This window comes from Nonomuraea zeae (assembly GCF_005889725.1).
In the GTDB taxonomy this organism is placed as follows: domain Bacteria; phylum Actinomycetota; class Actinomycetes; order Streptosporangiales; family Streptosporangiaceae; genus Nonomuraea; species Nonomuraea zeae.
In genome coordinates this window covers 1-25,479 of the sequence record NZ_VCKX01000078.1, presented here as the reverse complement: position 1 = coordinate 25,479, position 25,479 = coordinate 1, and the positions used below count along the sequence as shown (strand labels likewise).

Here is a 25,479-nt window from a genome sequence, read left to right as displayed (position 1 = left end):
GCTTCGTTCGGTCACGTGATCTCTTTCAGGCGCGCGGCGACGATCGCGGCCACCTCGTCGGCGCCGCGGAAGCAGAAGTGGGTGTCGTCGGCCACCCCGTCGGGATAGAGCGGGTGCACGCCCGGCGGGAAGTGGGTGAACAGGGCCTTCGAGCCGTCGGGGCCGAGCCGCTCGTACAGCTCGGTGGTCGCGGCGGTCAGGTCGATCAGCGGCACGCGCTCGGCGGCGGCCAGCGCGCGCACCTGCCCGGGACAGCCGCCGTGGGTCGGCGTCAGCCGCCCGCCCTCGAACCTGCGCCGCTGCACCGGCGTGCACAGCACCGGCAGCGCCCCGGCGCCGCGCGCCTCCTCGACGAAGGCGCGCAGGTTGTCCTGGTACGGCAGCTCAGGCTCCTTCTGATCGTTGTGCCCGAACTGGAGCACCACCAGGTCGCCCGGCACGACCTCGCGCAGCAGCGCCGCCCACAGCCCTTCCGCACGATGGCTGGCCGTGGTGGCGCCGCCCTTGGCGAAGTTGCGCACCGGGCCGCCGACGTACGCCCCGAGCTGCGCCCCCCACCCGGACATCGGGGCCTCGAAGGCCGGGCAGGAGGCGACCGTCGAGTCGCCCGCCAGCAGCACGGTACGGCTCACTCCTTGACGCCCCCGATCAGCACGCCCTTGGCGAAGTGCTTCTGCAGGAACGGGTAGAACAGCAGGATCGGCAGCGTCGCGATCACGATGACCGCGAACTTCAGTCCCTGCTCCGGCGGCACCCAGGTCCGGTCCATCTGCGCCAGGGCGGTCGCGGCGTCGGTGGTGATGAGCTGGCGGACGAGGACCTGCAGCGTCCATTTGCTCGGATCGCTGATGTACAGCAGTGGCGACATGTAGTCGTTCCAGATCGCCACGGCGTAGAACAGCGAGAACGTCGCGATGATCGGCTTGGACAGCGGGAGGACGATCTTGAAGAAGACGCCCATCTCGTTGCAGCCGTCGATCCTGGCCGCCTCCTCCAGCGCCTGCGGCAGCTCCTGGAAGAAGCTCTTGACGATGACCAGGTAGAACGGGTTGATCGCCAGCGGCAGGATCAGCGCCCAGTAGCTGTCGAGCAGCCCCATGTCACGCACCACCAGGTACGTGGGGATCATGCCGCCGGAGAAGACCATCGTGAAGATGATCAGATTCAGCACCAGCGCGCGGCCCGGCAGGTATCGCTTGGCCAGCGGGTAGGCCATGGTGAACGTCAGCAGCACCTGCACCACCATGCCGACCGCCGTGACGATCACGGTGGTCAGCAGGGCGCGCACGAAGGTCGGCGTGGCGAAGATGTACTCGTACGACTCGGTGACGATCCGCTCCGGCCACAGGAAGAACGGCTCTGAGGCGATCTGCGGCTCAGGGGCGAACGAGCCGGCCAGAACGTACAGCAGGGGCAGCACCGTTATCAGCGCCATGCCGACGAGCACGACGATGTTCAGCGTGTCGAACGCGCGGTTGCCGAGCGAGCTGTTGTTGTTGACGGCGAGCTTCTTGGGCTCGGACTCAGTCATGGTGGTCATGGCCGGGCTCCTTAGAACAGTCCCCGCTGGCCGAGGCGCTTGGCCAGCCAGTTGGAGCCGAAGATCAGGATGACGCCCGCGACGCCCTTGAACAGGCCGACGGCGGTGGAGTAGCTGATGGCCGCGTTCTGGATGCCGGCGTAGTAGACGTAGGTGTCGAACACGTTCGCCACGTCGCGGTTCAGCGCGGTGGTCATCAGCCAGATCTGCTCGAAGCCGGAGTCCAGCAGATTGCCGGAGGCGAGGATCGCCATGACGACGACCGTCGGGCGGATCGCGGGCAGCGTGACGTGCCAGAGCTGGCGGAAGCGGCCGGCGCCGTCCATGCGGGCGGCCTCGTACAGGTTGGGGTCCACACCGGCCAGCGCGGCCAGGTAGATGATCGTGCCCCAGCCCGTCATCTTCCAGACCTGCTGGAGGATGATCAGCGGCCGGAACCACTCTTCCTGCGCCATGTAGTCGATCTTCGCGGTGTCGTGCAGGAAGTCGCGCATCCAGCCGGACAGCACGCCGAAGTCAGCCGAGAACAGCACGTACGTCACCGACGCGACGATCGCCCACGACAGGAAGTGCGGAATGTAGATCAGCGACTGGATCGAGCGCTTGAGTATGCGCAGCCGCAGCTCGTTCAGCAGCAGCGCGACGATGATCGGCGCCGGGAAGACGATGAGGACGTGCAACAACGCCAGCAGGAGCGTGTTGTACATCAGCTTGCCGAAATCGCCGCCGGTGAAGAGCGCCTCGAAGTGCTTGAAGCCGACCCAGGGGCTGCCCGAGTAGCCGAGAAAGGGCAGGAAGTCCTGGAACGCGATCGTCACGCCGTACATCGGCAGGTACTTGAAGATCGCGAAGTAGGCGAGGCCCGGGAGGAGCATCAGGTAGAGCCAGCGGTAACGCACCAACGCGGTGCCCAGCGGCACCCTGTCCGCCCGCTTCGCCTTCTTCGCCTTGGGCGCCGCCTTCGGAGGCGTCGCCAGGTCGGTGGCCACAGCGGCCTCCTTTCGTATGAGGGGCCCGGGAGGTGCCCGGGCCCCTCAGGCGGGGGACGTGACTACTTGGGAAGCTTCGCGAGCCCCTCATTGACCTCGGTGATCACCTGGTCGCCGCCGCTGGTGTGCCAGCGCTGGATCTCGGCCTTGAGGCCCTCTTCGTCGATCGCGCCCGACAGGTACTTGATCCGCGCGTCGGCGATGATCACGTCGATCTGCGCGCCCTTCTCGATCTGCGTCTTCGAGATCACGGGCAGGGCCACGTTGTGCACGGCCGTCTTGAGGTCCTCCTCCACCAGCTTCTTCTGCAGGGCGAGGATGTCCCGGTAGGGCTGACCGGAGGGGACGCGCTGGTAGGCGATGCCGCCGATGTCCATCGTGCCCTTGGTGCTGAGCTGCGTGAACGCGTCGTCCACGTTGTCCTGGACGGTGCGGACGGCGGGGTCGTCCTCGTTGATCAACGCGGCGGTGTCGCCGTTCTCGACCTTGAAGTTGCGGCCCTCGATGCCGTCCTGCAGCAGGACCTGGCCCTCCTTGGTGGCGAGCTTGTCCAGCGTCTTCAGCACGTTGTCGAGGTCGGCGTCGGTTCGCACGGCCTGCTTGGAGATGGCCAGGGAGTCCGCGTAACCGGTGAACGGGTAGGAGTACTTCTCGGTGGCGGACTTGGCCATGTTGCCGACCATGGCGACCTTGTCACCGTAGTTCTGGTCGCCGTCCTCCCTGAACAGGTCGAGGACCTGGCGAGAGCGGATGTTGACGTCGATGATCATGCCGCCCCGGCCGTGGAAGAACGGCTCGTTCCACTTGGCGGAGTCGAGCGTGGCGAAGTCGGGGTTGACCAGGCCCTCGCTGACCATCTTCTTCAGCCACTTGTTGGCCTCGAGGAACTCCGGCGTGTCGAACCCGGGAACGGCCTTGCCGCCGCGCTCGCCCCAGCCGGTCGGGGCGCCGAACCAGGTCTCGATCACGTCGTACGGGCTGGCGCTGGCGTAGTTACCCGGCCACTTCGGGATGATGAGGCCGTAGGTGTCCTTCTTGCCGTTGCCATCGGGGTCCTTCTCCGTGAACGCCTTGGCGACGTTGTAGAAGTCCTCGATCGTCTTCGGCTCCTCCAGGCCGACCTTCTTCAGCCAGTCCTTGCGGATGACGACCGCCGAGCGCAGCAGGGGCCGCATCCGGTAGAGGCCGTAGGTCCGGCCGTCGATGGAGGCGTTGAGCGCGGACTGCGCGTTCGCCGGCTTGAGGTTCGGGTACTTCTCCAGCTTGTCGGTCAGATCCCAGAACGCCCCGGCCTGCGCGGCCTTCACGAACGCCGGCAGGTGCGGGTCCACCACGACGACCTGCGGGATGCTGTCCGACGCCAGGGTGACGTTCAGCTTCTCGGTGTACTCGGCGTTCGGGACCCAGGTGACCTTGATCTTCTTGCCGAGGAACTTCTCGATGGCCTGCTGCATCTCGCCGGTCGGCTCGGGGGCCGTGCCGAACAGCTTCGACATGAACGTGATCGTGTTCGGATCGGACTGGGCCGCGTCGCCGCCGCCGGAGCAGGCAGAAGCGGTGAGAGCAGCCGTTAGCGTTAACACACCGGCGAAGAGCCGCCGGCGACGCGATGCGCTCATGAGTTCCCTTTCGAATGCAGGCGCGCCTCGTTCTCCTCGAAGAAGCGCAGGCAGAGCCACGTGTTGAGGTAAATCCAGGCGCCGAAGCTGATGATCGGCGCGAGGAGGGGCGCCGCCGAGGTCGCGAAGGCGACGGCGGAGAGCGCTAGCAGCAACAGCACGGATGACGCCGGACGCATGAGCGCTAGCTGGGACGCCTTGGGCCAGTAGGCCCGCAGCGGCAGGTCATAATGCACGTACAGCGGCCCGACGTACGCCCCCGCACCGGCAAGTGCGATGAGCGCCACCAAGGTCGCGATCCGCAGCGCCCCCATGTCGGGGCCGAGCGCGGAGAAGTACAGGTAGTTGCCGATCAGCACGGTGGCGAGGGCCGCCGCCGGCAGGACCAGCAACGAGGCCCGGACGAACTCCCGTCGGTAGACGGTCCAGAATTCGGTCCAAGCCTGAAACGATTCATTACGGGCATGCCGCCGAGCCAGGGTGTAGGCGGCTACGGTGGCGGGCCCGAGCCCGAGTATCACGCCTCCAGCGAGGGTGAAGACGATCCACATCAGATTCAGGCGGACCGCCCAGATGAGCTCTGAGCAGGCAGCTTGAATCCTGATCGACATGGCGGGATGGTTCATCCGGCACCACCTTCTCGTGGCATGTGCACGGATACGGGGGTGGAGTGTTGCACCGTGGTTCCTGGCCAGTTACAGGCTAGTGAACGGCGGTTGGTGCGAAATTAGTGTTGAATCGACTCAAAGTCAATGACGAGATACGCGGAGATTTGCGTACTCTCCGATGAGCGGCGCCATCTGCCTAAAGCCGATCTTGCCCCCTGCCAGGGCGGGACCGCCGATCGAGCCGTCGTCCTCCCAGCGGAACGAGACCAAATCGTTGACCGAGAACGTGATCTCGGCCCCCTTGACGTCGAGGCGGACGGCGTAGGGGCCCCGGGCGTCGAGCACCCCGGGCAGCGGGTCCGCCCCCTGCGCGACCAGGTGGAACCCGTGACTTTTACGCAGGTTGCAGGTGTGCAGGGCCCGCTCGGACTCCCACATGCGGCGGAAGTAGGAGACGTGGTAGGCGTCGATGTCGCCGTGGTGGTACTGCTCGTAGGGCCCGGTGCGCCCGGCCAGACCAGGGTCCAGGACGTCCTCGCCGTTCCTGCCCCGGGCGTGGAAGAACATGATCGCCAGCCCCGGCTCCCTGATCGGCCAGAAGTCCCACTCGATCCGCACGTCGGCGGGGAACTCCTGGGGACACCACAGGACCAGGTTGGCCGCCTGGCCGTCGGACGGCGGCCTGAGGCTCTCCAGGCGCAGGCGGCCCTGGGGGAAGGACACGGCGCCGTCGCCTTCCAGCCGGAAGCCGTCCAGATCCTCCGGGCCGGCCAGGGGGTTGCGGTATAGCTCGGTCAAGAGTTTTCCTCCTCGGTGCTCAAACGGCCACCTTTCCGGCGGCCCTGGTCACACACCGGTCCCCGCACACCGGCACGCGGGCTGGTCGAACCGGCTTGCGCCCAGGTGAAAGCCATAAGCCCGACGCCACCACCCGCATCGCACATCGCACATCCCGGATCGCGCATCCCGGATCGCGGGATCGCGCACCCCGGATCGCGGCATCCCGGATCACGGGATCGCGCATCGCGGATCACGCATCCCGCTTGGCGCGCCGCGTCGGCGGGGAGGCGTACGGCGGGGCCCGGCGCAACGCGTACGACGACCAGCACATCCGCCCGCCGAGACCGGCACAGACCGGCGGCGCGTGACACCCCGAGTAGCGGAAAGCCGGAAAAAACCGGAAAACGACGGAAAGCCCAAAGTCGAGTCCCCGGGAAAAGAACAGGAAGCTCGGACCTCGGTGGTCAGAGGTCCCGGCGCGGTGCGCTGGACTCCCGGATCACCAGGTCAGGCTGGAAGATGACCTGCCGATGCCGATGCTGCTCAGGCTCGGCGACCTCTTCCAGCAGCAGGTCGATGGCCGTTCGCCCGAGCAGCTCACGCGGCTGCCTGATGGACGACAGCGGCACGGCGGCCGCCGCGGCGAAGTCGATGTCGTCGTACCCGATGATGGCCAGATCCTCGGGCACCCGCAGCCCGTGCGTGGCCATCGCCTGTAAGAACCCCAGCGCCATCATGTCGTTGGCGCAGAAGGCGGCGGTGGGCCGGTCCTCGGGCGGCAGGGCCGCCACCCGCTCCCCGATCGCCCGCCCCTCCGCCACGGTGAGCGTCGGCGCGGTGGAGGTGAGCAGCTCGACGGCGCCGCCGGCGGCGGCGACGGCGCTGACGACGCCCGCGTGCCGGTCGGCCACCTGTTTGATCGCCGGCGGCCCGCCGGCGAACATGATCCGCCGATGCCCGCGCTCGATCAGGTGGGCCCCGGCGATCTGGCCGCCGAGCCGGTCGTCGACGGCCACCGAGCACTGCAGCCCCGTGGCCGGGCTGTCGACCAGCACCACGGGCGTGCCGCGGGCGACGAGCTCCTCCAGCCAGGGGCTCTCCATCTCGACAGGGGTGATCAGTATGCCCATGACCCGCTGCTGTTCGAGCTGGTCGAGGTGGCGGCGCTCGCGGCCGGGATCACCGGCGCTGTTGCAGAGCACCACCATCGTGTCGTGGTCGTCGGCGACCGACTCGGCGCCCTGGGCCACGTCCACGAAGAAGGGGTTGGCCACGTCGAGCACGACGAGCCCGACGGTCCGGCTGCGCCCGACCCGCAGGTGGCGAGCCACCTCATTGCGGACGAAGCCCAGTTTTTTGATCGCTTCGAAGACGCGTTCGCGTGTGGCGGGGGACACGATCTCCGGGCGGTTGAGCACATTGCTCACCGTGCCCACAGAGACGCGCGCCAGCTGCGCGACCTCCTTGATGTTCCTGGTCGCCATCGATCCTCACGAGGCCGTGCTGCTGTAAGTGCATGATCCGCTGCTTTCGGTGATCCGCTGGACGCGGCCGCACCTCGCGGGTGCGGGAAAGCGCCGTCTGCGGTGGACCGCCGAAAGCGGCTGCACCGTGAACTCGCTCAGCATAGCGGCATTCAAGATTCTTTTGAATCGTCTCAACCACACGAAACGGTCACGCTGGGCCATCGGCCGGTGGCGTCGCGGCGCCCGCCTTCATGCCGTCGAGCATCAGGCGCAGATATCGGGCGGGCTGCGCCGCCACCGGCTCCGGCAGGTGGTCGGGGTGACAGGTGAAGACGTTGAGCAGGTGGACCAGGTCCTCGACGCCGACGTCGGCCCGCATCGAGCCCTCGGTCTGGGCCCGGCGGACGAGCCCGTCGAACCGCTCCACCCACTGCGCCCGCATCCGCGCGAACTCGGCCCGCTCCACGTACGACTCCTCCGGCAGCTCGGCCAGCGCCGTGGCCAGCGCGGCGCGGCCCGGCTCCGCGGCCCAGGAGACGAAGTCCCAGATCGCGCTCCAGGCGTCGGGGGCGACGCTCGCGGCCCGGTCGAGCGCGCCGGCCATCGTGTGGATGTAGTGGTCGCCGACGGCCGCGATCAGCGCGTGCCGGTCGGGGAAGCGGCGGTAGAGCGTGCCGACGCCGACGCCCGCGCGTTTGGCGATGGCCTCCATCGGCGCGTTGACGCCGCGCTCGGACACCACCTCGGCGGCCGCGACGACGATCTTGTCCAGATTCCGCCTGGCATCAGCGCGCACGTACGACTCCCAAGTGGACGACCTGATTCCGGTTAGTGTAGCGTCCACGCAAGCGGAATCTGATGTTCCACTTAGGAGGATGACGATGATCGTGGTAACCGGTGCCACCGGCTCCATCGGACGTGCGCTCGTGGGGCGGCTGAGCGGGCACGACGTGCGCGCCGTGGTCCGGCGCCCCGTCGCCGATCTGGGCGGCCAGCAGGCGCTGGCCGATTTCGACGAGCCCGGGACGATCGGCAGGCTGCTGTCGCCGGGCGATCGCCTCTTCCTCAACAGCTCGCTCTGGCCCGGCTTCGTCGACGCCCACCGCGCGGTGATCGACCTGGCCGCCCGGGCGGGTGTGGCGCAGGTGGTGGCGGTGTCGGTACGGGGCGCCGTACCGGGCGCGAAGCTGGGCGGCGGCATGCACGGGGAGGTCGACGCCCACCTCAGGAAGTCGGGCCTGCCGTACGCCATCCTCCAGCCGACCGGCTTCATGCAGAACCTGCCGCACGAGGTGCGGGACGGCCGCTTCTACGGCTCGTACGGCCCCGAGGCGGTCAACTACATCGACACCCGCGACATCGCCGAGGTGGCGGCGGCGCTGCTGACAGGTCCGGTGGCGGCCTCGGGCGACCATGTGCTCACCGGGCCCGAGTCGCTGTCCCATGACCGGATCGCCGCCGAGATCAGCGCCGCGACCGGCCGCGCGGTCCGGTACGTGAACCTGTCCGTCCCCGAGATGACCGCGCACCTGGAGCGGCAGGGCGTCCCGCAGCCGCAGGCCGGCGACCTGGCCGAGCTGATGGCCGAGACGGGCGACGGCCGGTGGGCGACGACCACGACGGCGGTCGAGGACCTGACGGGACGCCCGCCCCGCCCGCTGTCCGCCTTCCTCGCCGACCACAAGGACGCCTTCGGCCGGACCTCCTAGCCCCTCACCCGCCCGGCACGCCGGTCAGCCCGGCACCCCAATCAGCCCGGCCCCGCGAGCGCGGCCCCGCCCTCACTCCGGATCCACCACCCGCACGCGGACCGCGCGGAACGTGGCCGGGGTGTCGCGCAGCACGGCCAGCCGCGGGTCCGGCACCACCACGAACGGCTCGGTCTCCAGCGCGAGCAGGGGCGCGAGCCGCCGATCCGGCCGCAGGGCGTCCACCGCCCGGCGGTCCCCGCCCAGCACCACCCCGTCCAGCTCCCCCAGGTGCGGCGACAGCACCCGCACCGCCGTCTCCACCGCGTCGTCGAAGACCTGGGCCGCCTGGTTCTGGCGCCGCCTGGCGAAGCGCTGCTGCGACCACCCGCCCGCCGCCGTGCGCCCCTGCACCAGCCGCGACCCGACCTTGGACGCCACCAGCACCGGCCCGTGGAACACCCCCGCCGCGTAGCCGCCGAGCCGCACCAGGAAGACCCCCACCCGCCGCTCGGCCCGCGCGTGGGAGACGAGCCGGGTGACGTGCGGCGGCCCCGGCCGCATGGGCGGGAAGGGCACGTGCAGCTCGGCCAGCGCCCCGTCCTCGGCCACCAGGCGCACGACGCGCTCGTCGCCCGACGCGGAGAAGGGGCCGTGCCGCCCGGCGAACCCGTCGATCCACGGATGCACGCGCTCCGGCGGCACCGTGACCCACCGGCCGCCGCCTTTTGCCGGACGCGCGCTCATGCCCCGAAGGCTAGCCGAATGCCGTCCCCGCCCCAGCAGGCGGGGAACCGAAGCGGAAATGTCGGTTAATTCTGTTTCGCGGGGCTTCTGGGACCGCCGTGACGGGAGCACCATCTGTACGTGTCCTCCCTGCTCACCAGCCCCATGGTGGATCTCGACACCGGTGCCGTGATCGCGCACCCGGCCGTCGTCGACTCCACCGGCACGCTCCGGGCCACTCCGCTGCCCATGGTGCTGGAGCTGCCCATCCGGGTGGTGCTGTCGGGCGCTGGGGCGCTGGCGCCCCTGCACGAGGCGCTCAGGCGGGCCGGACGGCATCCGCGCGAGGCGATCCTGCTGCTCACCGGCCCCTGCCAGGAGCAGGACCGGCGGCTGCTCAAGGTGGGGATCGACGGCCTGCGCACGATCGGCTACCTGCTCGGCTTCGCGGACGTGGGCTCCGGCGGTGCGTCGCTGGACCTGGTCACGGAGGCGGCACCGTACCTGCTGGCCCTCGATCCGGAGCTGGTCTCGCGCATCCCCGGCGACCACCGCGCGGTCGCGGTGGCGCGCTCGGTGGCGACGCTGGCGCGCGGCATCGGCGCGCACGTGCTGGCCCCGGGCGTCGAGCGCGAGCCGCAGCTCGCGGTCATCCGCGGCCTCGGCGTACGCCTCGCGCACGGCCCTTTGGTGGCCCCTGGACCCGACGGCAAGGTCCGGGTGCCGCTCCCGGTCGCCGACGAGTCGCCGGAGACGGTCATGTTCGGCCCCCGCGTGCAGGAGCTGCTGCTGCCCGCGGTGACGCTGCCGGCCGAGGCGAAGGCGGAGGAGGTGGTCGCGGCGTTCGGGCACGAGCCGACGATCACCAGCGTGATCCTGGTGGATGAGTTCCAGCGGCCGAAGGGCAGCCTGGACCGCAGCAGGTTCCTGCTGTCGTTCGCGGCCCGCTACGGCCACGCGCTCCACGGCGCCAAGCCGGCGCAACGGCTGGCGGACCCGCCGCGCACGGTCCCGCGGACGACCCCGGCCATCGCCGCCATGCAGGCGGCCGGCCGGGACGCGGCCCGCGTCTACGACGACCTGGTGGTGACCGACGAGCTGAACCGCTGCCTCGGCATCGTGCGCGTCTCCGACCTGATCAGACAGGTGACGTCGATCAGAAGCTGATAACGACTCGCGGGCGATGCTGGGCGGGGGCAGGGCGGCCGGGATAGGAATGTGCCATGGACCGGCCGCTGAACAGACGTGCCCTGATCGGAAAGACGCTGCTCGGCGCGGGCGGCGTGCTGGCCGGCGCGTCCGCGTGCACCACCGCCCCGGCCACTCCCGCCGCTCCCACGGGGACCGGCGCGGGCCCGGCCTTCGACCCGGCGGACTGGGGCTCCGTGCGCGCCCAGTTCGCGATGGACCCCGCCTACGCGCAGTTCGCGGCCTTCGTGCTGGCGCCCGCCCCGGCGCCGGTGCGCGCCGTGATCAGGACCCACCGCGACGCCCTCGACGCCGACCCGGAGTACACCCCGAAGGGCGCGCAGTCCCCCGACCAGACCGTACGCGAGGCCGCGGCCCGCTACCTGGGCGCCGAGGCGGGCGACATCGCGCTCACCGACAGCACCACGATGGGCCTCGGCCTGCTCTACTCCGGCATCCGGCTGCGCCCCGGCCAGGACGTGCTGACCACCGAGCACGACTTCCTGGCCACCCACGAGGGGCTGCGGCTGCTGGCCGGGCGCACGGGGGCGAAGGTGCGCAAGGTCAGGCTGTACGACGATCCGGCCACGGCCTCGGCCGACCGGATGGTCGCCGCCGTCAAGGCCGGGCTCGGCCCCCGCACGCGGGTGGTCGCGATCACCTGGGTCCACTCCAGCACCGGCGTGCGCGTGCCCGTCCGCGCCATCGCCGACCTGCTGGCCGAGGCGAACAAGGACCGGGACGAGCGGGACAGGGCGCTGCTGTGCGTGGACGGCGTGCACGGGTTCGGCGCGCTGGCCGACGGCGTGGCGGACCTGGGCTGCGACTTCCTGGCCAGCGGGACGCACAAGTGGCTGTTCGGCCCGCGCGGCACCGGCATCGTCTGGGGGCGGGCCTGGGACGCGGTCGCGCCGGTCATCGCCAGTTTCAGCGAGGCCTCGTTCACCGCCTGGCAGGAGGGCGGCGATCCGGCGAGCACGGCCGAGCTGGTCACGCCCGGCGGGTTCAAGGCGTTCGAGCACCGGTGGGCGATGGCCGAGGCGTTCGGGTTCATGACGGCGATCGGCAAGGACCGCGTCCAGCGGCGCACGCAGGAGCTGGCCACCAGGCTCAAGGCGGGGCTGGCCGGGATCCCGCACGTCACGCTGGCCACGCCGCGGGCGCCGGAGCTGTCGGCCGGGCTGGTGTGCTGCTCGATCGAGGGGATGCAGCCGTTCGAGGCGGTGCAGCGGCTGCACGCCCAGAAGGTCGTCGCGAGCACGACCCCCTACAACCCCTCGCTCCTGCGCTTCGGCACCAGTATCGTGACGACCCCCGAGCAGGTGGATCAGGCGATCAAGGCGGTGGAGGGGCTGCGATGAGCTGGACGGAGCCGTACGGGCCGCTGATCGACACCCGCGTGCGCCTGCTGACCTGGAACGTGTGGGGCGAGTACGGCCCGCACGCCGAGCGCACGCGGCAGATCGAGAAGGTGGTGCGTGAGCTGTCCCCCGACGTGGTCACGCTGCAGGAGTGGGCCGGCCAGTCCCTCGGCTACGAGCACTCCGCCGCGGGCTCGGGCGCTCTGCCGTGCGCGGTGCTGTCGCGCTGGCCGATCACCCGGCGCGAGGAGCGGCACCTGGCGGGCGGCGCCATGCCGGGCAGTGTGCTGTTCTGCGAGCTGGCCGGGCCGCGCGGGCCGTTACAGGTGTTCAGCGTGATCATCGGCTCGTTCCGGCTGGACGAGTCGGAGGTGCGGCAGGCGCAGGTGCGGGCGCTCACCGCGTTCGTGGGCGAGGTGGCCGGGCGCCGGCATCCCGCGGTGGTGTGCGGCGACTTCAACGCGCCGCCGGACAGCGACGAGATCAGGATGCTGACCGGGCGCAGCGCTCCCGGCACGCCGGGGGTGGTGTTCTACGACTCCTGGGAGGTGGCCGGCGACGGCGGGCCCGGCCACACGTGGAGCAACGCCAACCCGTGGGCGCGCCCGGGGCTCTATCCCGACCGCCGCTTCGACTACGTCCTCAGCGCCTGGCCGCGGGCCGGGGGCGCGGGCCACCCGGTGCGCTGCGAGGTGGTGGGCGACGGCCCGCAACCGGCCTCCGACCACTACGCCGTGCTGGCCGAGCTGCGCTACTGACCCCTGCTCAGAGCCGGCCCCGCACTACGGACCCCGGCTCAGAGCAAGCCCCGTTCTACAGACCCCGAGACAGAGCCGGCCCCGCACTACGGACCCCGAGACAGAGCCAGCCCCGCACTACCGCCGACCCACGGTCAGAGCCAGCCCTGCGCCCTGGCCCGCTGCACGGCCTCGATGCGGTTGCGGGCGTGTGTCTTCTGGATGGCCGACGACAGGTAGTTGCGCACGGTCCCCTCCGACAGGTGCCGCCGCCGGGCGATGTCACCGATGGTCGAGCCGTCCGCCGCGGCCGCCAGCACGTCGCGCTCGCGCGCCGACAGCGGGTTGGGCCCGGCGCTGAGCGCCGCCGCGGCCAGCGCGGGGTCGATGACCCGCTCCCCCGCGTGCACCCGCCGGATGGCCGCCGCCAGCTCCCTGGCCGGGCTGTCCTTGACCAGGAACGCCATGGCCCCGGCCTCCATCGCCGTGCGCAGGTAGCCGGGCCGGCCGAACGTGGTCAGGATCATCACCCGGCATCCCGCCACCCGGGCGGTGATCCCGGCCGCGGCGCTGAGCCCGTCCGTCCCCGGCATCTCGATGTCGAGCAGCGCGATGTCGGGCCGCACCTCGGCGGCGACGGCGATCGCCTCCTCGCCGTCCGCGGCCTCGCCGACGACCTCGATGTCGGGCTCCAGGCCCAGCAGGGAGGCCAGAGCGCCGCGTACCATGCCCTGGTCCTCCGCCAGCAGCACCCGGATCATGCGCACGCCTCCGCCCTGGCCGGGACGAGCAGGCTGAGCCGGTGGCCGCCGCCGGGCCGGGGGCCGGCCGTCATCGTGCCGCCCGCGTCCGCCACCCGCTCGCCGAGACCGCGCAGCCCGCTGCCCCGCGCGTACGGCTCGCCGCCGCCCGTGCCGTCGTCCACGATCTCCAGCACGGCCTGCCCCCCGTCGTACGTCACCTTGATCTCGCAGGTCGTGGCGCGCGCGTGCCGCACCACGTTCGTGGTGCCCTCGCGCACCGCCCACCCGAACAGCCCGTCGAGCGGGTCGGGCAGCGGCGTCCCCGAGATGCGCACCTGCTCGCGCACGCCCGCCGCGCGCAGCACGGCCCTGGCGCTGTCGATCTCCTCCGGCAGGCTGCGCCGGCGCCAGCCGGTGACCGCCTCCCGCACCTCGGTCAGCGCCTTCCTGGCCACGGTCTCGACGTCCTCCATCTCCTTGCGGGCCTGCGGCGACGCCTCGGCCAGCCGCCCGGCCAGCTCGCTCTTGAGCACGATCAGCGACAGGCTGTGGCCCAGCAGGTCGTGCAGGTCGCGGGCGATGCGCAGCCGCTCTTCCGTCGCGGCCAGCCTGGCCACCTCGTCCTGGGCCAGGCGGAGCTTGACGTTGAGCACCCGGCTGTTGCGGATGCTGATGAACAGCACGCCCAGCGTCACCACCTGGAGTCCCAGCACGATGACGCCTTCGAGCCCGCTGTCGTTGATGACGCCGCCGCCGATGACGACGGCCAGGCTGGCGAGCATGGCCCACAGGGCGAGGATCGGCGGCAGCATGAACCCGTACAGGACGACGGTGTAGACGGGCAGGCTGAGCCAGGAGCCGCCGAAGACCAGGGCGCCGGTCACGCCGAGCACGGTGGTGAGCCCGAGCAGCGGATAGGTCAAGGGGTTCCGTGTCAGGAAGCTCTTCGCGCTCAGCACCGTGAGCAGGTAGCAGCAGACGAAGACGAGGAGCAGCACGCCCGCCCAGAGCGCCCGCGCCCCCGTGACCACGCCCGTCACGAGGTCCGTGACGGGGAAGACGAGGTAGACGAGCCCGACGGAGATGCCGAGCAGCCGCCGCACGGGCGACGGCTTGTCCCCGTCCCCGCCGAAGCTGATCCGGTCCGCGAAGCTCATGCCCGAACAGTAGCCCGCCGGTAGAGGTAGACCGCCACGCCCCCGAGGCCGAGCGCCCACCCGGCGAGGACGAGGAGGTCCGTCACGGGCAGGCCGTGGCCGCCGACCACGCTCCAGCCGAGCGCGGCGTAGTGGAAGGTGGGGGTCAGGCCGGCGATGGTCCTCATGGTGGCGCCGAAGATCTCGGGCGGGAACCACAGGCCGCCGGCCAGCGCCAGCGCGAACATGCAGATCATGGCCGCGGGCTGGGCGGCGTCGGCCGACAGCACCGACCCGATCGCCAGGCCGAGCGCCACGAAGGGGACGGTGCCGAGCCACAGGATGAGCAGCAGCAGCGCCCACCGGCCCGGCGGCAGCGACACGCCCTGCTGCACGATCGCGACCAGGCTGACCAGCAGCAGCGAGGGCAGCACGAGCACCATGGCGGCGGCCAGCTTGGTGACGATGATCGCCCAGTTGGGCAGCGGGGTGATCTGGAGCTGGCGCAGCCAGCCGGACTGGCGTTCCGTGGCCCAGGGCACGGCGGAGCTCATCATGGACGAAGCGAGCGCGCCGTAGGCGGCCATCGACACCATCAGCCCGACGCTGTAGCTGACCCCGGCCTCGTCGACCTGCTTGCCGTAGATGTTGGCGTTGATCAGGTAGAGGACGACCGGGAAGACCACCACGAAGATGAGGTAGCGCCGGTTGCGCAGCATGCGCAGGGCCTCGGTCCGGCCGTAGTAGAGCATCAGGACTCCCTGGTGATCGCGAGGAAGGCGGCTTCGAGGTCGGCGCCGGACAGGCGCACGTCGCGCACGTCGAGTGTGGTGCCCCGGTAGAGCCCGGCGAGGGTGGCGTCCACGTCGGAGGTGTGCAGCGTGGCGACGCCCGCGCCGACCTCGACGGCGCTGACGCCCGGGAGCGTGTCGAGCCCGGCGGTGGGCTGCTCGCCGATCACGAAGCGGACGGCCTGCCCGCCGGCGCCCGCCTTGATCTCGGCGGCGGTGCCGTCGGCCGCCACCTTGCCCCTGGCGATGACGATCACCCGGTCGGAGTGCTCGTCGGCCTCCTCCAGGTAGTGGGTGGCGAACAGCACGGTCCTGCCGCCCGCCGCGTAGTCGTGCATGCCGGCCCAGAAGCGCAGCCTGGACTCCACGTCCATGGCCGCGGTCGGCTCGTCCAGCAGCAGGATCCTGGGGGCGCCCGCCACGGCCAGTGCGAACCTGACCCGCTGGGCCTGCCCGCCGGACAGCCGGCCCGCCCGCCGGTCGGCCAGGCCGGTCAGGTCGGCGAGCTGGAGCACCTCGTCCAGGCCGAGCGGGTCGGGGTAGAGCCGGCGCACGAGCTCGACGAGCTCCTTGACCGACAGCTCGGGAAGGAGCGCGCCGTCCTGGAGCATGGCGCCCAGCTCGCCGTCCCTGACGGCCTGGGCGGGGTTGCGGCCGTGGATGGAGACCGTGCCGTGTGTGGGCGCGAGCAGGCCGAGCAGCAGGTTGATGGAGGTGGACTTGCCGGCCCCGTTGGGGCCCAGGAGTGCCACGGTCTTGCCCGGCTCGATGGCGAGCGAGAGGTCGTCGACGGCGAGCACGTCCCCGTAGTGCTTGCTGACGTTGTCGAACACGATGGCGTTCATGGCGAAGACGCTATGGCCGCGGATCTCGCGCGGTCAGTGCGTTCCTTCCGGGGTTGGCCGTGACATTTGTCAGGCCCTCCGGCTCACCAGGCGGCCGGTTCGGCACGCACGGCTGTGACCTGCCCGCCAGGCCCGGCTTGCGCACGGCCCTGGCGGGCGGAGGTCAGAGGCGGCAGGCGTAGATGTCGGTGACCAGGATGGCTCGTGCGCCGATGTCCCAGAGCTGGTCCATCACCTGCTGGTGGCCCTTGCGCCGGACCATGGCGCGCACCGCCACCCAGCCCTCGCGGTGCAGCGGCGAGACCGTGGGGCCCTCCATGCCGGGCGTGAGCGCGATGGCCTCCTCGATGCGCTCGGCGCGGATGTCGTAGTCCATCATGACGAAGTCGCGGGCGTGCACGACGCCCTGGATGCGGCGTACGAGCTGGCCGGCGCCGGGCGTCTCCGGCGTGCTCTGCCGCTTGATCAGCACCGCCTCCGATCGCATGATCGGCTCGCCGAACACCTCCAGGCCGACGTTGCGCAGCGTCGTGCCGGTCTCCACCACGTCGGCGACCGCGTCGGCCACGCCGAGCCTGATGGCGGTCTCGACGGCGCCGTCCAGCTTGATCACCCGGGCGTCGACGCCCTGGTCGGACAGGTATTTGTCGAGCAGGCCCGCGTAGGAGGTGGCGATCCGCTGGCCGTCGAGGTCCTTGACCGACGACATCGTGCCCGCCAGGGCGGCCAGCCGGAAGGTGGAGCCGCCGAAGCCGAGCGGCATGATCTCCTCGACCGGCGCGCCGGAGTCGATCAGCATGTCCCTGCCGGTGATGCCGACGTCGAGTGTGCCCTCACCGACGTAGACGGCGATGTCGCGGGGGCGCAGGAAGAACAGCTCGCAGCCGTTGTCCTCGTCGACGACGACGAGCTCCTTGCTGTCCCTGCGCGAGCGGTAGCCCGCCTCTTTGAGCATGTGCTGGGCGGCTTCGCTGAGCGCGCCCTTGTTGGGTACTGCCAGACGCAGCATGTCAGGTCCTTCTTTTGTCTCGCTGTCGCTTCTCCAGGGCTGGCGATGGCGGGCGCGCGGCGCCCTAGAGATGCTTGTAGACCTGGTCGAGCCCGATGCCCTTGGCGATCATGAGCACCTGCACGTGATAGAGGAGCTGAGAGATCTCCTCGGCGGCCCTGTCGTCTGACTCGTGCTCGGCCGCCATCCAGCTCTCGGCGGCCTCCTCGACGACCTTCTTGCCGATGGCATGGACGCCGGCGTCGAGCGCGGCCACGGTGCCCGAGCCCGCGGGCCTGGTCCGGGCCTTCTCTGACAGCTCGGCGAACAGCTCTTCGAAGGTCTTCATGGTCTCTCTCGTCGGTCGGCTGACGTGCCTGTTAAGCCTAGTCTGCGCGAGAGAGTGGCGCCGCCTCGCGTCCGCCACGCGAGACGGCGCCATCCCGGCAAGTTTCAGCCCAGCGACTTACGGGCTCTGACGATCTTCTCCATGGTGTGGGCGGACTCGCCGCCCTCGTGCCCGTTGTACGGGTAGACCCGGATGTCCTTCTCGCCCGCGTAGTGGTTGTAGGCCGCGAACACCGTGGACGGCGGGGTGATCCCGTCCTGCAGCCCGGCCGAGAACAGCGCGGGCGTGGAGGCGCGGGCGGCGAAGTTCACGCCGTCGAAGTAGGCCAGCGTGCCGAAGACGTGCTCCACCTGATCCTTGAACGCCCGGCAGTAGGCGGCCAGCTCGGCGTAGGGATGCTCGCCGGTGATCTCGGTGGCGTGCCTGATGTGGCACATGAACGGCACGTCGATGAGCGCGCAGGCCAGGCCGGGCGCCAGCGCCGAGACGGCCAGCGCGATGGCGCCGCCCTGGCTGGCGCCCGCGACCGCGACCGCGCTGACCCTGGGGTGCGACCTGGCGGCCTCGACCGCGCGCACGGCGTCGGTGTAGAGCCGCCGGTAGTAGTACGCGTCCGGGTCGTGGATGCCGCTGGTCATGACGCCGGGCGTCTGCGGCCCGGTGCCGGGGAACGGGTCGGCGGTGTCGCCGCGCCGCCAGCCGCCGGCGCCCTGGCCCCTGCTGTCCATGACGAACACGGCGTAGCCGACGCTCGGCCACAGCAGCCAGTCGATGGGCAGCCCGCGCCCGCCGCCGTAGCCCTGGTACTCGACCACGCACGGCACCGGCCCGGCGACGTGGCGCGGGACGAGCAGCCAGCCCTTGATCGGGTGGCCGCCGAACCCGGCGAAGGTGACGTCGTACACGTCGGCGGTGCTCACCTCGGAGGGCACGGAGGCGAAGACCGGGACCAGGTCATGGTCCCGGGCCTCGGCGAGCGTACGGTCCCAGAAGCCGTCGAAGTCGGCGGGTTCGGCGCGGTCGGGGAGATACTCGCGCAGTTGCGGGAGTGGCATGTCGACGAACACGGGCGCTCCTTGTCAGGCGGGGCGATCAAGGATCAGACAGGACAATTCTGGCGCTCCATCAGCCGGCCGGCTCGCTTTCCCGCAGCACGCACCGGACGCGGTGCTCCTCGCCGTGGACGGCGATCTCGTTCGCGCACGCGTCCACGGCGTACGGGCAGCGCGCGCGGAACAGGCACCCGTCCGCCACCGGCGGCCCGGTCCTGCGCTCCTGGCGGGGCTCGCGCTCGCCTTCGTGCGCCGCCCAGGGGTCGGGGGCGGCCTCGGCGAGCAGCCGGGTGTACGGGTGCCCGGGCGTGAGGATGACGTCGTCGGCCGGGCCGCTCTCGACGATCTGCCCCCGGTACATGACCATGATGTCGCGGGCGAAGTGCCGGGCGGTGGCCAGGTCGTGGGTGACATAGAGGACGGCCAGGTCCTCCTCCCGCTTGAGCCGGTCGATCAGGTTGAGTATCTCCAGCCTGATCGACACGTCCAGCATCGAGACCGGCTCGTCGGCCAGCAGCACCTTGGGACGCGGCGCCAGCGCCCTGGCGATCGCCACCCGCTGCCGCTGGCCGCCGGACAGCTCGTGCGGATACCTGCGGGCGTAGGCGGCCGGCAGGTTCACCCGCTCCAGCAGCTCCTCGGCCGTGCCCGGTTGCCGGTGGATCTCCAGCGGGCGGCGCAGGCAGTAGCCGATCGTGTGGGCCGGGTTGAGCGACGCGAACGGGTCCTGGAAGACCATCTGGACGTCCTTGCGGTAGTCCGAGGTCGCCAGCCGGATCTCGCCGGAGGTGGGCTTGACGAGCCTGGCCAGCATGCGCGCGATCGTGGACTTGCCGCTGCCGCTCTCCCCCACCAGCGCCGTGGTCGCGCCGGAGCTCAGCTCGAAGGAGACGTCGTCGACCGCCTTGAGCCGCTCCTTCCTGGACAGCTTGAAGGTCTTGCTCAGGTGGCTGACGGTCATCGACGTCACGGGGTCACCTCGTGCTCGGCGGGTTCGAAGCGCCGCTCCAGCAGGCGCCGGTCGGGGCGGGCCGGGTGCAGCCTGCGGTCGTACTGCAGGCAGGCCACCAGGGAGCCCTGGATGGCGTCGAGCTCGGGCTCGTGGGTGTGGCAGCCCTCGAACGCGTAGGGGCAGCGGGGCGCGAACGAGCAGCCCGCCGGCTCCTCGGACAGGTCGGGCGGGCTGCCGGGGATGCCGTGCAGGGCCTGGCGCTCGCCGCGCAGGCGCGGGAAGGAGCTGAGCAGGCCGACCGTGTAGGGGTGGCGGGGGTTCAGCAGGGTGTCCCTGCTGGTGCCGTACTCGACGATGCGGCCGCCGTACATGATGGCGAGGTGGTCGCTGACCTCCAGCAGCATCGACAGGTCGTGGGTGATGAAGACGACCGCGAAGCCGAACCTCTCCCGCAGCCGGTCGATCTCCTCCAGGATGTCGCGCTGCACCACCACGTCCAGTGCCGTGGTCGGCTCGTCCAGGACGACCACGTCGGGGTTGAGCGCCATCGCCATCGCGATCAGCACCCGCTGCCGCATGCCGCCGGACAGCTCGTGCGGATAGGCCCCGATGCGCCCCGGATCGATGCCGACCAGGTCGAGCAGCTCGCGGCAGCGCTCCTCCCGCTCGCGCCTCGACATCGACGGCTCGTGGGTGGTGAACACGTCGTGGAGCTGGCGGCGCACGCTCAGCACGGGGTTGAGCGCGTTCATGGCGCTCTGGAAGACCATCGCCACCCGCCGCCAGCGAAAGCGCCGCAGCGCCTCGCCCTCCAGGGCGAGGACGTCGATCGGGGCGCCGTCCGCCGGGTGGAAGACGACCTCGCCCGCGGTGGTGCGGCCGGGCGGCTGCAGCAGCCGGTTGATCGCGTACGCCAGCGTCGACTTGCCGCAGCCGCTCTCGCCGGCGATGCCGAGCACCTGGCCGCGGCCCAGCTCGAAGCTGACGTCGCGGACCGCGCGGGTCGCTCCGTAGGCCACGCTCAGTCCGCGTACGGACAGGACGGGGTCGCTCACGCGGCGGCCCCCTTTCGCAGTCGCGGGTTCATCAGCTCGTCGATGCTGAAGTTGATCAGGGAGAGCCCGGTGCCGAGCGCGGCGATGAACAGCCCCGGCGGCACGAACCACCACCAGGCGCCCATCGACAGCGCGGAGCCGTTCTGGGCGAAGTAGAGCATCCCGCCCCAGGAGGCGACCGAGCCGCCGCCCAGGCCGAGCGCGGACAGCCCGGACTCGGTGAGGACGGCGCCGATCACCGCCCAGACGAACCCGGCGGCGATGACCGGGGTCAGGTTCGGCAGGATCTGGAAGACCATGATCCGCCAGCCCGGCTCGCCGCTCACCCGGGCCGCGTCCACGTAGTCGCGGCTGCGCAGCGACATCACCTGCGCGCGGATCACCCGCGACGGGCCCGCCCAGCTGATCACCGAGATGATCAGCGCGTACGTGAACGGGCCGCTGTCCTCGACGTAGTCGGCGACCAGGATCAGCAGCGGCAGCGTGGGGATCACCAAGGTGACGTTGCTGAGCAGCGAGAACGCCTCGTCCAGCCAGCCGCCGACGTAGCCGCCCACCACGCCGACGACCAGCGAGGCGGCCGTGGCCAGCACCCCGGCGACCACGCCGATCAGCATCGACCCGCGCGTGGCGGTCAGGAGCTGGGCCAGCACGCTCTGCCCGGTGTCGGTGGAGCCGAGCCACAGCCCGGCCGACGGCGGGTCGAGCCGGCCGCCCACGAGGGCCTCCGGATCGCCCGCCAGCAGCGGCCCGGCGACGGCGAGCACGGCGAAGAAGCCGACGATCGCCAGGCCCGTGACGAGCTTGCCCGACCTCGGCAGGCCGAGCAGGCGGTCCCGGGGCGCGGCCAGGGTCACAAGTGCGGTCATGATCTCAGGCCGCCTTCCGCACTCGGGGGTCGATCAGCCCGTACAGCAGGTCGACCAGGAGGTTGGCGGCCAGCACGGCCACCGAGATCATCAGGAAGATGCCCTGCATCAGCGGGTAGTCGGCGCTGCCGACCGCCTGGAGCAGGGCGAAGCCCACGCCGGGATAGGAGAAGACCACCTCGGTGGCGACCTGGCCGCCGACGAAGAAGCCGAGCGTGATCGCGAACCCCGTCACGCTGGGCAGCACGGCGTTGCGGGCGGCGTAGGCGATCATCACCCGGCGCGGCCGCAGCCCCTTGGCCTGCGCCATGACCACGTAGTCGGCCGCCATGGTCGAGACCATCATGTTGCGCATGCCCAGCAGCCATCCCGCGATGCCGGAGATCACCAGCGTCAGCGCGGGCAGCGCGCCGTGGTAGAGCACGCTGCCGACGAACTCGCCGGTGAACCCCATGCGTACGTGGGCGTAGTCGTAGGCGCCGTTGAGCGGGAACCAGCCGAGCGCGCCCCCGAGGAAGAACAGCAGGAGCAGGGCCAGCCAGAAGTACGGGATCGCGGCCAGGAACGTGGTGGACGGGATCAGCCCGTCCAGCCAGCTCCCCCGCCGCCAGCCGGCCACCATGCCGAGCCCCACGCCCAGCCCGATCGTGATCAGCAGCGAGATCGAGACCAGGCCGAGCGTCCAGGGCATCGCCTGGCCGATCACGGTGGTGACAGGCGTCGGGTAGTACGTGACCGAGGTGCCCATGTCCCCGGTGACCAGGTGGCGCAGGTAGGCCAGGTACTGCCGCCACAGCGGCTCGTCGCTGACCCCGAACATCACCTCCAGGGTCCTGCGGAACTCCGGGGGCGGCGGCTGCCTGGACTGGAACCGCGTCATGATGATGTCGACCGGGTTGCCCCTGATCAACCGCGGAATCAGGAAGTTGATCGTCAGTGCCGCCCACAGCGCCACCGCGTAGAAGCCGAGCTTGCGCCAGAGATATGTCATGTGTCTACTGCGCGGGCTCGAGGTTCTTGGCGACGATCCCGTTGTCCGGATGGGAGAAGGGCAGGCCGAGCGCGTACGGGTTCTGCTCGCTGGGCCAGCCGGTGGCGTTGGTGGTCCTGAACTCGGCCAGCGAGCTGGACTGCTGCACCGGGATGTAGGGCAGGTCGGCGACGACCGCGTCCTGGATGGTGTAGATGGCCTGCTTGATCGTGTCCGCCTGCTCGGGCGGCGTGGAGGCGATGAGCGCCAGCGCGTCGTCCACGGCCGGGTTCTTGTAACGGGCGATGTTCTGGCGGGCCGGGGGGACGTTCTTGCTGTTGAGGATGTTGTCGTACATGTAGAACGGGTGCGGGCCGCCCCACGCGTTCCACATCAGCAGCTGGAAGTCGCCCTTCTGCTGGATGTCGGTGAAGGCGTTGAAGGAGACCTCCTTCGCCCTGAACTCGATGCCGACCTCCTTGAGCTGCTGCTTGATGACCTGGGCGGCGGAGATGTAGTCGGTCCAGCCGCTGACCAGGTGGCAGGTGAGGGAGACGCGCTTGCCGTCCTTGGCGTAGTAGCCGTCGCCGTCCTTGGCGTAGCCGGCCGCCTCCAGCGTCTGGCGGGCCTTCTCCTGGTTGTAGTCCAGCTTCAGCGCGGCGTGCTTGGGCGAGACGTAGTCCTGGAAGAGCGGGAGCACCACACCCAGCGGGCTGACCGGCTTGCCGAGCCCCGCGAACGCCAGATCGATGATCTTGTCCCGGTCGAGCGCCAGGTTGATCGCCTGGCGCACGGCCAGGTCGTTCGTGGGGGCCTTGGTCAGGTTCGGCACCAGGTTGGTGATGTAGAGGTGGGACTCGTTCTTGTAGGTGTTGTGCGCGGGGTCCTTGGCCACGAACTGCTTGTCGGGGTCGGCCATGAACATCGCACCCCAGTCGATCTGCCCGGCGACGAGGGCCTGCAGCGAGGCGTCGTTGTTGTTGAACGACCAGAACCGCAGTCCGGCGATCTTGGGCTTGCCGGTGTCCCAGTGCTGGGGGTTCTTGACCAGCGTGTAGCTCTGCGGCGTGAACTCGCCCATCATGAACGGCCCGGTGCCGACCGGCTTGAGGTTGGTCTCCTTGCTCGGCTTGTCGATCTTCTCCCAGACGTGCTTGGGCACCATGTACGAGTTGCCGGCGACGTCCCAGAGCTTGGTGTACATCCGCTCGCTGAAGGTGATCTTCACCTGGGTGGGGCTCAGGACCTGCGCGTCCACGATGTTGGTGCCGGCCGCGTTCAGGTCCTTCTTGTCCCTGCGGTACAGGAAGTTGAAGGCGACGTCGTCGGCGGTGAACGGCTGCCCGTCGTTCCACTTCACGCCCTCGCGGAGGGTGAAGGTGAGCGACTTGCCCTCGTCGCCGAACTCGTACTTGGTGGCCAGCAGCGGCTGGACGTCGCCCGACTTCGACTGGTTGAAGAACATCAGCGTCTCGTAGATCATCCCCCACGTGCCCATCAGGTTGGGGGTGCCCTGGACCAGAGGGTTGAGGTTCTCGTTGAACTGGCCGGTCCCGCCGACCACGTTCACCATCGTGTCGCCGGCGGCCTTGGAGGCGGAGGCGCCCGAGGCGGGGGCGGTGGGCGCGGTGCTGCCGGCGGTCAGCGGGACGCCTCCGCCCGAACAGGCGGCGAGCGTGGCGAGCGCGACGCCCGCCACGACGAGCTTGACTCTCATCTGCTTCTCCAGGTGGGGGGATCAGGAGGCCGGCCCTGCGCGGGAGCCGGAGTACGGCGGATGGGAGCGCTCCCATTGACGGCCATGCCATCACTAAACCCGTTTAGTTGCAATGGCTGGTCGGCGAGATTTCCGCTCAGTTACTGAACCGATTCATGGCAGGTGGCGGTGCTGTCCCTGAGGACCAGCCGCGGCCGGGCCTGCTGGGTGTCCGCCACCGGGCGCCCCTGCACCAGGTCGAGCAGCGAGCGGGCGGCCTGGGCGCCGAACGCGGGGATGTCCCGGCCCACCGCCGTCAGGTGCGGCCTGGCCAGCAGGCACAGGGCGGAGTCGTCCCAGGCCACGATCGACAGCTCGGCGGGGACGGCGAACCCCGCCTCGCGGGCGGCGGCGGTGCCGGCGACGGCCATCACGTCGTTGTCGTACACGATGGCGGTGGGCCGCCCGACCGCCTCCAGGAAGGCGAGCGTGGCCCGCTCGCCGCCCTCGCCGCTGTAGTCGGTGTACAGGGTGCGGCAGCGCACGCCGAGCCGGGCGGCCGTCTCGCTCATGGCGTCGGTCCTGACGCCGGTGTGCCTGAGCTCCTGCGGGCCCGCGACCCTGGCGATCCTGCGGTGCCCCAGCTCGGCCAGGTGCTCCACCACCACGGCGATCGCGCCCGCGTCGTCGCTCCAGACGGCGGGCAGCCCGCCCGTCCCCTCCGGCCCGCCGATGACCACGGCGGGCAGGCGCAGCTCCTCCAGCGCGGCGATCCTGGCGTCCGCGGCCCGCAGGTCGACGACGAACACCCCGGCCACCCGGTGCTGCCCCCACCATTTGCGGTAGATCGCGATCTCGGCCTCGTGGTCCTCGGTCATCTGCAGCAGCAGCCCGACGGACGCCTCCGAGAGCGTGGCCTCGATGCCGGAGATCAGCTGCATGAAGAACGGCTCCAGGCCCAGCGTCCGCGCCGGCCGGTCCACCACCAGGCCGAGCACGTCGGGGCGCCCGTCGGACAGGGCCCGCGCCAGGCTGTTCGGCTGCCAGCCCAGCTCGGCGGCGATGGCCTGGACCCGGCGGCGCGTCTCGCTGGAGACGCCGGGGCGGCCGTTCAGGGCGAAGGACACCGCGCCCTTCGAGACGCCTGCCCGGCGCGCGATGTCGTCGATCGTGGGTCGCTTCATGCGGCCGTCCTTGGGGATTTACCGGTTCATTTACCCGCACACGCTCGTTTACGACAAGACATGTGACATGAAAGATGCCCCCTACGCAAGCCCCCTGGCCTTTTCGCCCGGCCCGCAACACCACCCCTGACAACGGCACTCCCACCC

26 protein-coding genes are annotated in these 25,479 nt (G+C 70.6%); 4 read left to right on the top strand and 22 right to left on the bottom strand.

Annotation, left to right across the window (positions count from 1 at the left end; translation table 11 throughout):
* Positions 1-11 precede the first annotated feature (11 nt).
* From ETD85_RS24690 to ETD85_RS24655, 8 genes are all read right to left on the bottom strand, one after another.
* On the bottom strand, positions 12-632 hold the full coding sequence (locus tag ETD85_RS24690) for a rhamnogalacturonan acetylesterase (protein ID WP_138692162.1): 621 nt from the start codon (positions 630-632) through the stop codon (positions 12-14).
* Positions 629-1,540 (bottom strand): carbohydrate ABC transporter permease, encoded by a 912-nt coding sequence (locus tag ETD85_RS24685; RefSeq protein WP_138692161.1) that lies wholly within the window; start codon positions 1,538-1,540, stop codon positions 629-631. The genes ETD85_RS24690 and ETD85_RS24685 overlap by 4 nt, the downstream gene beginning before the upstream one ends.
* A gap of 11 nt (positions 1,541-1,551) precedes the next feature.
* Positions 1,552-2,529, bottom strand: coding sequence for an ABC transporter permease (locus tag ETD85_RS24680; protein WP_138692160.1), 978 nt, complete (start codon positions 2,527-2,529; stop codon positions 1,552-1,554).
* Positions 2,530-2,591: 62 nt separating this feature from the next.
* Complete coding sequence (locus tag ETD85_RS24675; protein ID WP_138692159.1) at positions 2,592-4,025, bottom strand: extracellular solute-binding protein; 1,434 nt, start codon at positions 4,023-4,025, stop codon at positions 2,592-2,594.
* A gap of 119 nt (positions 4,026-4,144) precedes the next feature.
* Positions 4,145-4,774 (bottom strand): YesL family protein, encoded by a 630-nt coding sequence (locus tag ETD85_RS24670; protein ID WP_240779393.1) that lies wholly within the window; start codon positions 4,772-4,774, stop codon positions 4,145-4,147.
* Between the two features lie 123 nt (positions 4,775-4,897).
* Positions 4,898-5,554, bottom strand: coding sequence for a DUF1961 family protein (locus ETD85_RS24665; protein WP_138692158.1), 657 nt, complete (start codon positions 5,552-5,554; stop codon positions 4,898-4,900).
* Positions 5,555-6,000: 446 nt separating this feature from the next.
* Positions 6,001-7,020 carry a LacI family DNA-binding transcriptional regulator gene (locus ETD85_RS24660; protein WP_138692157.1) on the bottom strand — a complete coding sequence of 340 codons (1,020 nt, stop codon included), beginning with the start codon at positions 7,018-7,020 and terminating at the stop codon, positions 6,001-6,003.
* 190 nt (positions 7,021-7,210) lie between these two features.
* Positions 7,211-7,798, bottom strand: coding sequence for a TetR/AcrR family transcriptional regulator (locus ETD85_RS24655; RefSeq protein ID WP_138692156.1), 588 nt, complete (start codon positions 7,796-7,798; stop codon positions 7,211-7,213).
* Between the two features lie 85 nt (positions 7,799-7,883).
* On the opposite strand from ETD85_RS24655, the gene ETD85_RS24650 reads away from it, so the two are divergent.
* Positions 7,884-8,711 (top strand): NmrA family NAD(P)-binding protein, encoded by an 828-nt coding sequence (locus ETD85_RS24650; protein ID WP_138692155.1) that lies wholly within the window; start codon positions 7,884-7,886, stop codon positions 8,709-8,711.
* A 72-nt stretch (positions 8,712-8,783) separates the two neighbouring features.
* Here ETD85_RS24650 and ETD85_RS24645 read toward each other — a convergent pair whose 3' ends face one another.
* A complete protein-coding gene (locus tag ETD85_RS24645) occupies positions 8,784-9,437 on the bottom strand; it encodes an acVLRF1 family peptidyl-tRNA hydrolase (RefSeq protein WP_138692154.1) in 654 nt (217 codons plus the stop codon).
* A 120-nt stretch (positions 9,438-9,557) separates the two neighbouring features.
* Here ETD85_RS24645 and ETD85_RS24640 point away from each other — a divergent pair, with 120 nt between their 5' ends.
* Genes ETD85_RS24640 through ETD85_RS24630 form a run of 3 tightly spaced genes read left to right on the top strand, consistent with a single transcriptional unit; the run spans position 9,558 to position 12,723 of the window.
* Positions 9,558-10,583 (top strand): EAL domain-containing protein, encoded by a 1,026-nt coding sequence (locus ETD85_RS24640; protein ID WP_240779392.1) that lies wholly within the window; start codon positions 9,558-9,560, stop codon positions 10,581-10,583.
* A gap of 56 nt (positions 10,584-10,639) precedes the next feature.
* Positions 10,640-11,965, top strand: a complete 1,326-nt coding sequence (locus ETD85_RS24635; protein ID WP_138692153.1) for an aminotransferase class V-fold PLP-dependent enzyme — start codon at positions 10,640-10,642, stop codon at positions 11,963-11,965.
* Positions 11,962-12,723: an endonuclease/exonuclease/phosphatase family protein gene (locus ETD85_RS24630; protein WP_138692152.1), complete on the top strand. Its 762-nt coding sequence runs from the start codon at positions 11,962-11,964 to the stop codon at positions 12,721-12,723. Before ETD85_RS24635 ends, ETD85_RS24630 begins: the two co-directional genes overlap by 4 nt.
* Positions 12,724-12,857: 134 nt before the next feature.
* On the opposite strand, the gene ETD85_RS24625 is transcribed toward ETD85_RS24630, so the two are convergent.
* From ETD85_RS24625 to ETD85_RS24565, 13 genes are all read right to left on the bottom strand, one after another.
* A complete protein-coding gene (locus tag ETD85_RS24625) occupies positions 12,858-13,463 on the bottom strand; it encodes a response regulator transcription factor (RefSeq protein WP_138692151.1) in 606 nt (201 codons plus the stop codon).
* On the bottom strand, positions 13,460-14,602 hold the full coding sequence (locus tag ETD85_RS24620) for a sensor histidine kinase (protein WP_138692150.1): 1,143 nt from the start codon (positions 14,600-14,602) through the stop codon (positions 13,460-13,462). Before ETD85_RS24620 ends, ETD85_RS24625 begins: the two co-directional genes overlap by 4 nt.
* On the bottom strand, positions 14,599-15,333 hold the full coding sequence (locus tag ETD85_RS24615) for an ABC transporter permease (protein ID WP_138692149.1): 735 nt from the start codon (positions 15,331-15,333) through the stop codon (positions 14,599-14,601). The genes ETD85_RS24620 and ETD85_RS24615 overlap by 4 nt, the downstream gene beginning before the upstream one ends.
* Complete coding sequence (locus tag ETD85_RS24610) at positions 15,333-16,217, bottom strand: ABC transporter ATP-binding protein (RefSeq protein ID WP_138692148.1); 885 nt, start codon at positions 16,215-16,217, stop codon at positions 15,333-15,335. Before ETD85_RS24610 ends, ETD85_RS24615 begins: the two co-directional genes overlap by 1 nt.
* A gap of 163 nt (positions 16,218-16,380) precedes the next feature.
* Positions 16,381-17,226: an ATP phosphoribosyltransferase gene (hisG, locus tag ETD85_RS24605; RefSeq protein ID WP_138692147.1), complete on the bottom strand. Its 846-nt coding sequence runs from the start codon at positions 17,224-17,226 to the stop codon at positions 16,381-16,383.
* A 64-nt stretch (positions 17,227-17,290) separates the two neighbouring features.
* Entirely contained in the window at positions 17,291-17,554 is a 264-nt protein-coding gene (locus ETD85_RS24600) for a phosphoribosyl-ATP diphosphatase (RefSeq protein WP_020547470.1), read from the bottom strand.
* Between the two features lie 104 nt (positions 17,555-17,658).
* Positions 17,659-18,621 (bottom strand): acetylxylan esterase, encoded by a 963-nt coding sequence (locus ETD85_RS24595; RefSeq protein WP_138692146.1) that lies wholly within the window; start codon positions 18,619-18,621, stop codon positions 17,659-17,661.
* A gap of 58 nt (positions 18,622-18,679) precedes the next feature.
* Complete coding sequence (locus ETD85_RS24590; protein WP_240779395.1) at positions 18,680-19,567, bottom strand: ABC transporter ATP-binding protein; 888 nt, start codon at positions 19,565-19,567, stop codon at positions 18,680-18,682.
* Positions 19,568-19,572: 5 nt separating this feature from the next.
* Positions 19,573-20,613: an ABC transporter ATP-binding protein gene (locus ETD85_RS24585; RefSeq protein WP_138692144.1), complete on the bottom strand. Its 1,041-nt coding sequence runs from the start codon at positions 20,611-20,613 to the stop codon at positions 19,573-19,575.
* A complete protein-coding gene (locus ETD85_RS24580) occupies positions 20,610-21,482 on the bottom strand; it encodes an ABC transporter permease (protein ID WP_138692143.1) in 873 nt (290 codons plus the stop codon). Before ETD85_RS24580 ends, ETD85_RS24585 begins: the two co-directional genes overlap by 4 nt.
* 4 nt (positions 21,483-21,486) lie before the next feature.
* Positions 21,487-22,473: an ABC transporter permease gene (locus ETD85_RS24575; RefSeq protein WP_138692142.1), complete on the bottom strand. Its 987-nt coding sequence runs from the start codon at positions 22,471-22,473 to the stop codon at positions 21,487-21,489.
* Positions 22,474-22,477: 4 nt separating this feature from the next.
* Complete coding sequence (locus ETD85_RS24570; RefSeq protein WP_138692141.1) at positions 22,478-24,169, bottom strand: ABC transporter substrate-binding protein; 1,692 nt, start codon at positions 24,167-24,169, stop codon at positions 22,478-22,480.
* 140 nt (positions 24,170-24,309) lie between these two features.
* Positions 24,310-25,332 carry a LacI family DNA-binding transcriptional regulator gene (locus tag ETD85_RS24565; protein WP_138692140.1) on the bottom strand — a complete coding sequence of 341 codons (1,023 nt, stop codon included), beginning with the start codon at positions 25,330-25,332 and terminating at the stop codon, positions 24,310-24,312.
* Positions 25,333-25,479 lie beyond the last annotated feature (147 nt).

Coding starts and splice junctions, on each gene's coding strand:
- ETD85_RS24630 (WP_138692152.1), top strand. CDS start 11,962: ATGAGCTGGACGGAGCCGTACGGGCCGCTGATCGACACCCGCGTGCGC.
- ETD85_RS24685 (WP_138692161.1), bottom strand. CDS start 1,540: ATGACCACCATGACTGAGTCCGAGCCCAAGAAGCTCGCCGTCAACAAC.
- ETD85_RS24645 (WP_138692154.1), bottom strand. CDS start 9,437: ATGAGCGCGCGTCCGGCAAAAGGCGGCGGCCGGTGGGTCACGGTGCCG.
- ETD85_RS24670 (WP_240779393.1), bottom strand. CDS start 4,774: ATGAACCATCCCGCCATGTCGATCAGGATTCAAGCTGCCTGCTCAGAG.
- ETD85_RS24565 (WP_138692140.1), bottom strand. CDS start 25,332: ATGAAGCGACCCACGATCGACGACATCGCGCGCCGGGCAGGCGTCTCG.
- ETD85_RS24615 (WP_138692149.1), bottom strand. CDS start 15,333: ATGCTCTACTACGGCCGGACCGAGGCCCTGCGCATGCTGCGCAACCGG.
- hisG (WP_138692147.1), bottom strand. CDS start 17,226: ATGCTGCGTCTGGCAGTACCCAACAAGGGCGCGCTCAGCGAAGCCGCC.
- ETD85_RS24625 (WP_138692151.1), bottom strand. CDS start 13,463: ATGATCCGGGTGCTGCTGGCGGAGGACCAGGGCATGGTACGCGGCGCT.
- ETD85_RS24635 (WP_138692153.1), top strand. CDS start 10,640: ATGGACCGGCCGCTGAACAGACGTGCCCTGATCGGAAAGACGCTGCTC.
- ETD85_RS24620 (WP_138692150.1), bottom strand. CDS start 14,602: ATGAGCTTCGCGGACCGGATCAGCTTCGGCGGGGACGGGGACAAGCCG.
- ETD85_RS24660 (WP_138692157.1), bottom strand. CDS start 7,020: ATGGCGACCAGGAACATCAAGGAGGTCGCGCAGCTGGCGCGCGTCTCT.
- ETD85_RS24675 (WP_138692159.1), bottom strand. CDS start 4,025: ATGTCGAAGCTGTTCGGCACGGCCCCCGAGCCGACCGGCGAGATGCAG.
- ETD85_RS24580 (WP_138692143.1), bottom strand. CDS start 21,482: ATGACCGCACTTGTGACCCTGGCCGCGCCCCGGGACCGCCTGCTCGGC.
- ETD85_RS24650 (WP_138692155.1), top strand. CDS start 7,884: ATGATCGTGGTAACCGGTGCCACCGGCTCCATCGGACGTGCGCTCGTG.
- ETD85_RS24600 (WP_020547470.1), bottom strand. CDS start 17,554: ATGAAGACCTTCGAAGAGCTGTTCGCCGAGCTGTCAGAGAAGGCCCGG.
- ETD85_RS24610 (WP_138692148.1), bottom strand. CDS start 16,217: ATGAACGCCATCGTGTTCGACAACGTCAGCAAGCACTACGGGGACGTG.
- ETD85_RS24590 (WP_240779395.1), bottom strand. CDS start 19,567: ATGACCGTCAGCCACCTGAGCAAGACCTTCAAGCTGTCCAGGAAGGAG.
- ETD85_RS24570 (WP_138692141.1), bottom strand. CDS start 24,169: ATGAGAGTCAAGCTCGTCGTGGCGGGCGTCGCGCTCGCCACGCTCGCC.
- ETD85_RS24575 (WP_138692142.1), bottom strand. CDS start 22,473: ATGACATATCTCTGGCGCAAGCTCGGCTTCTACGCGGTGGCGCTGTGG.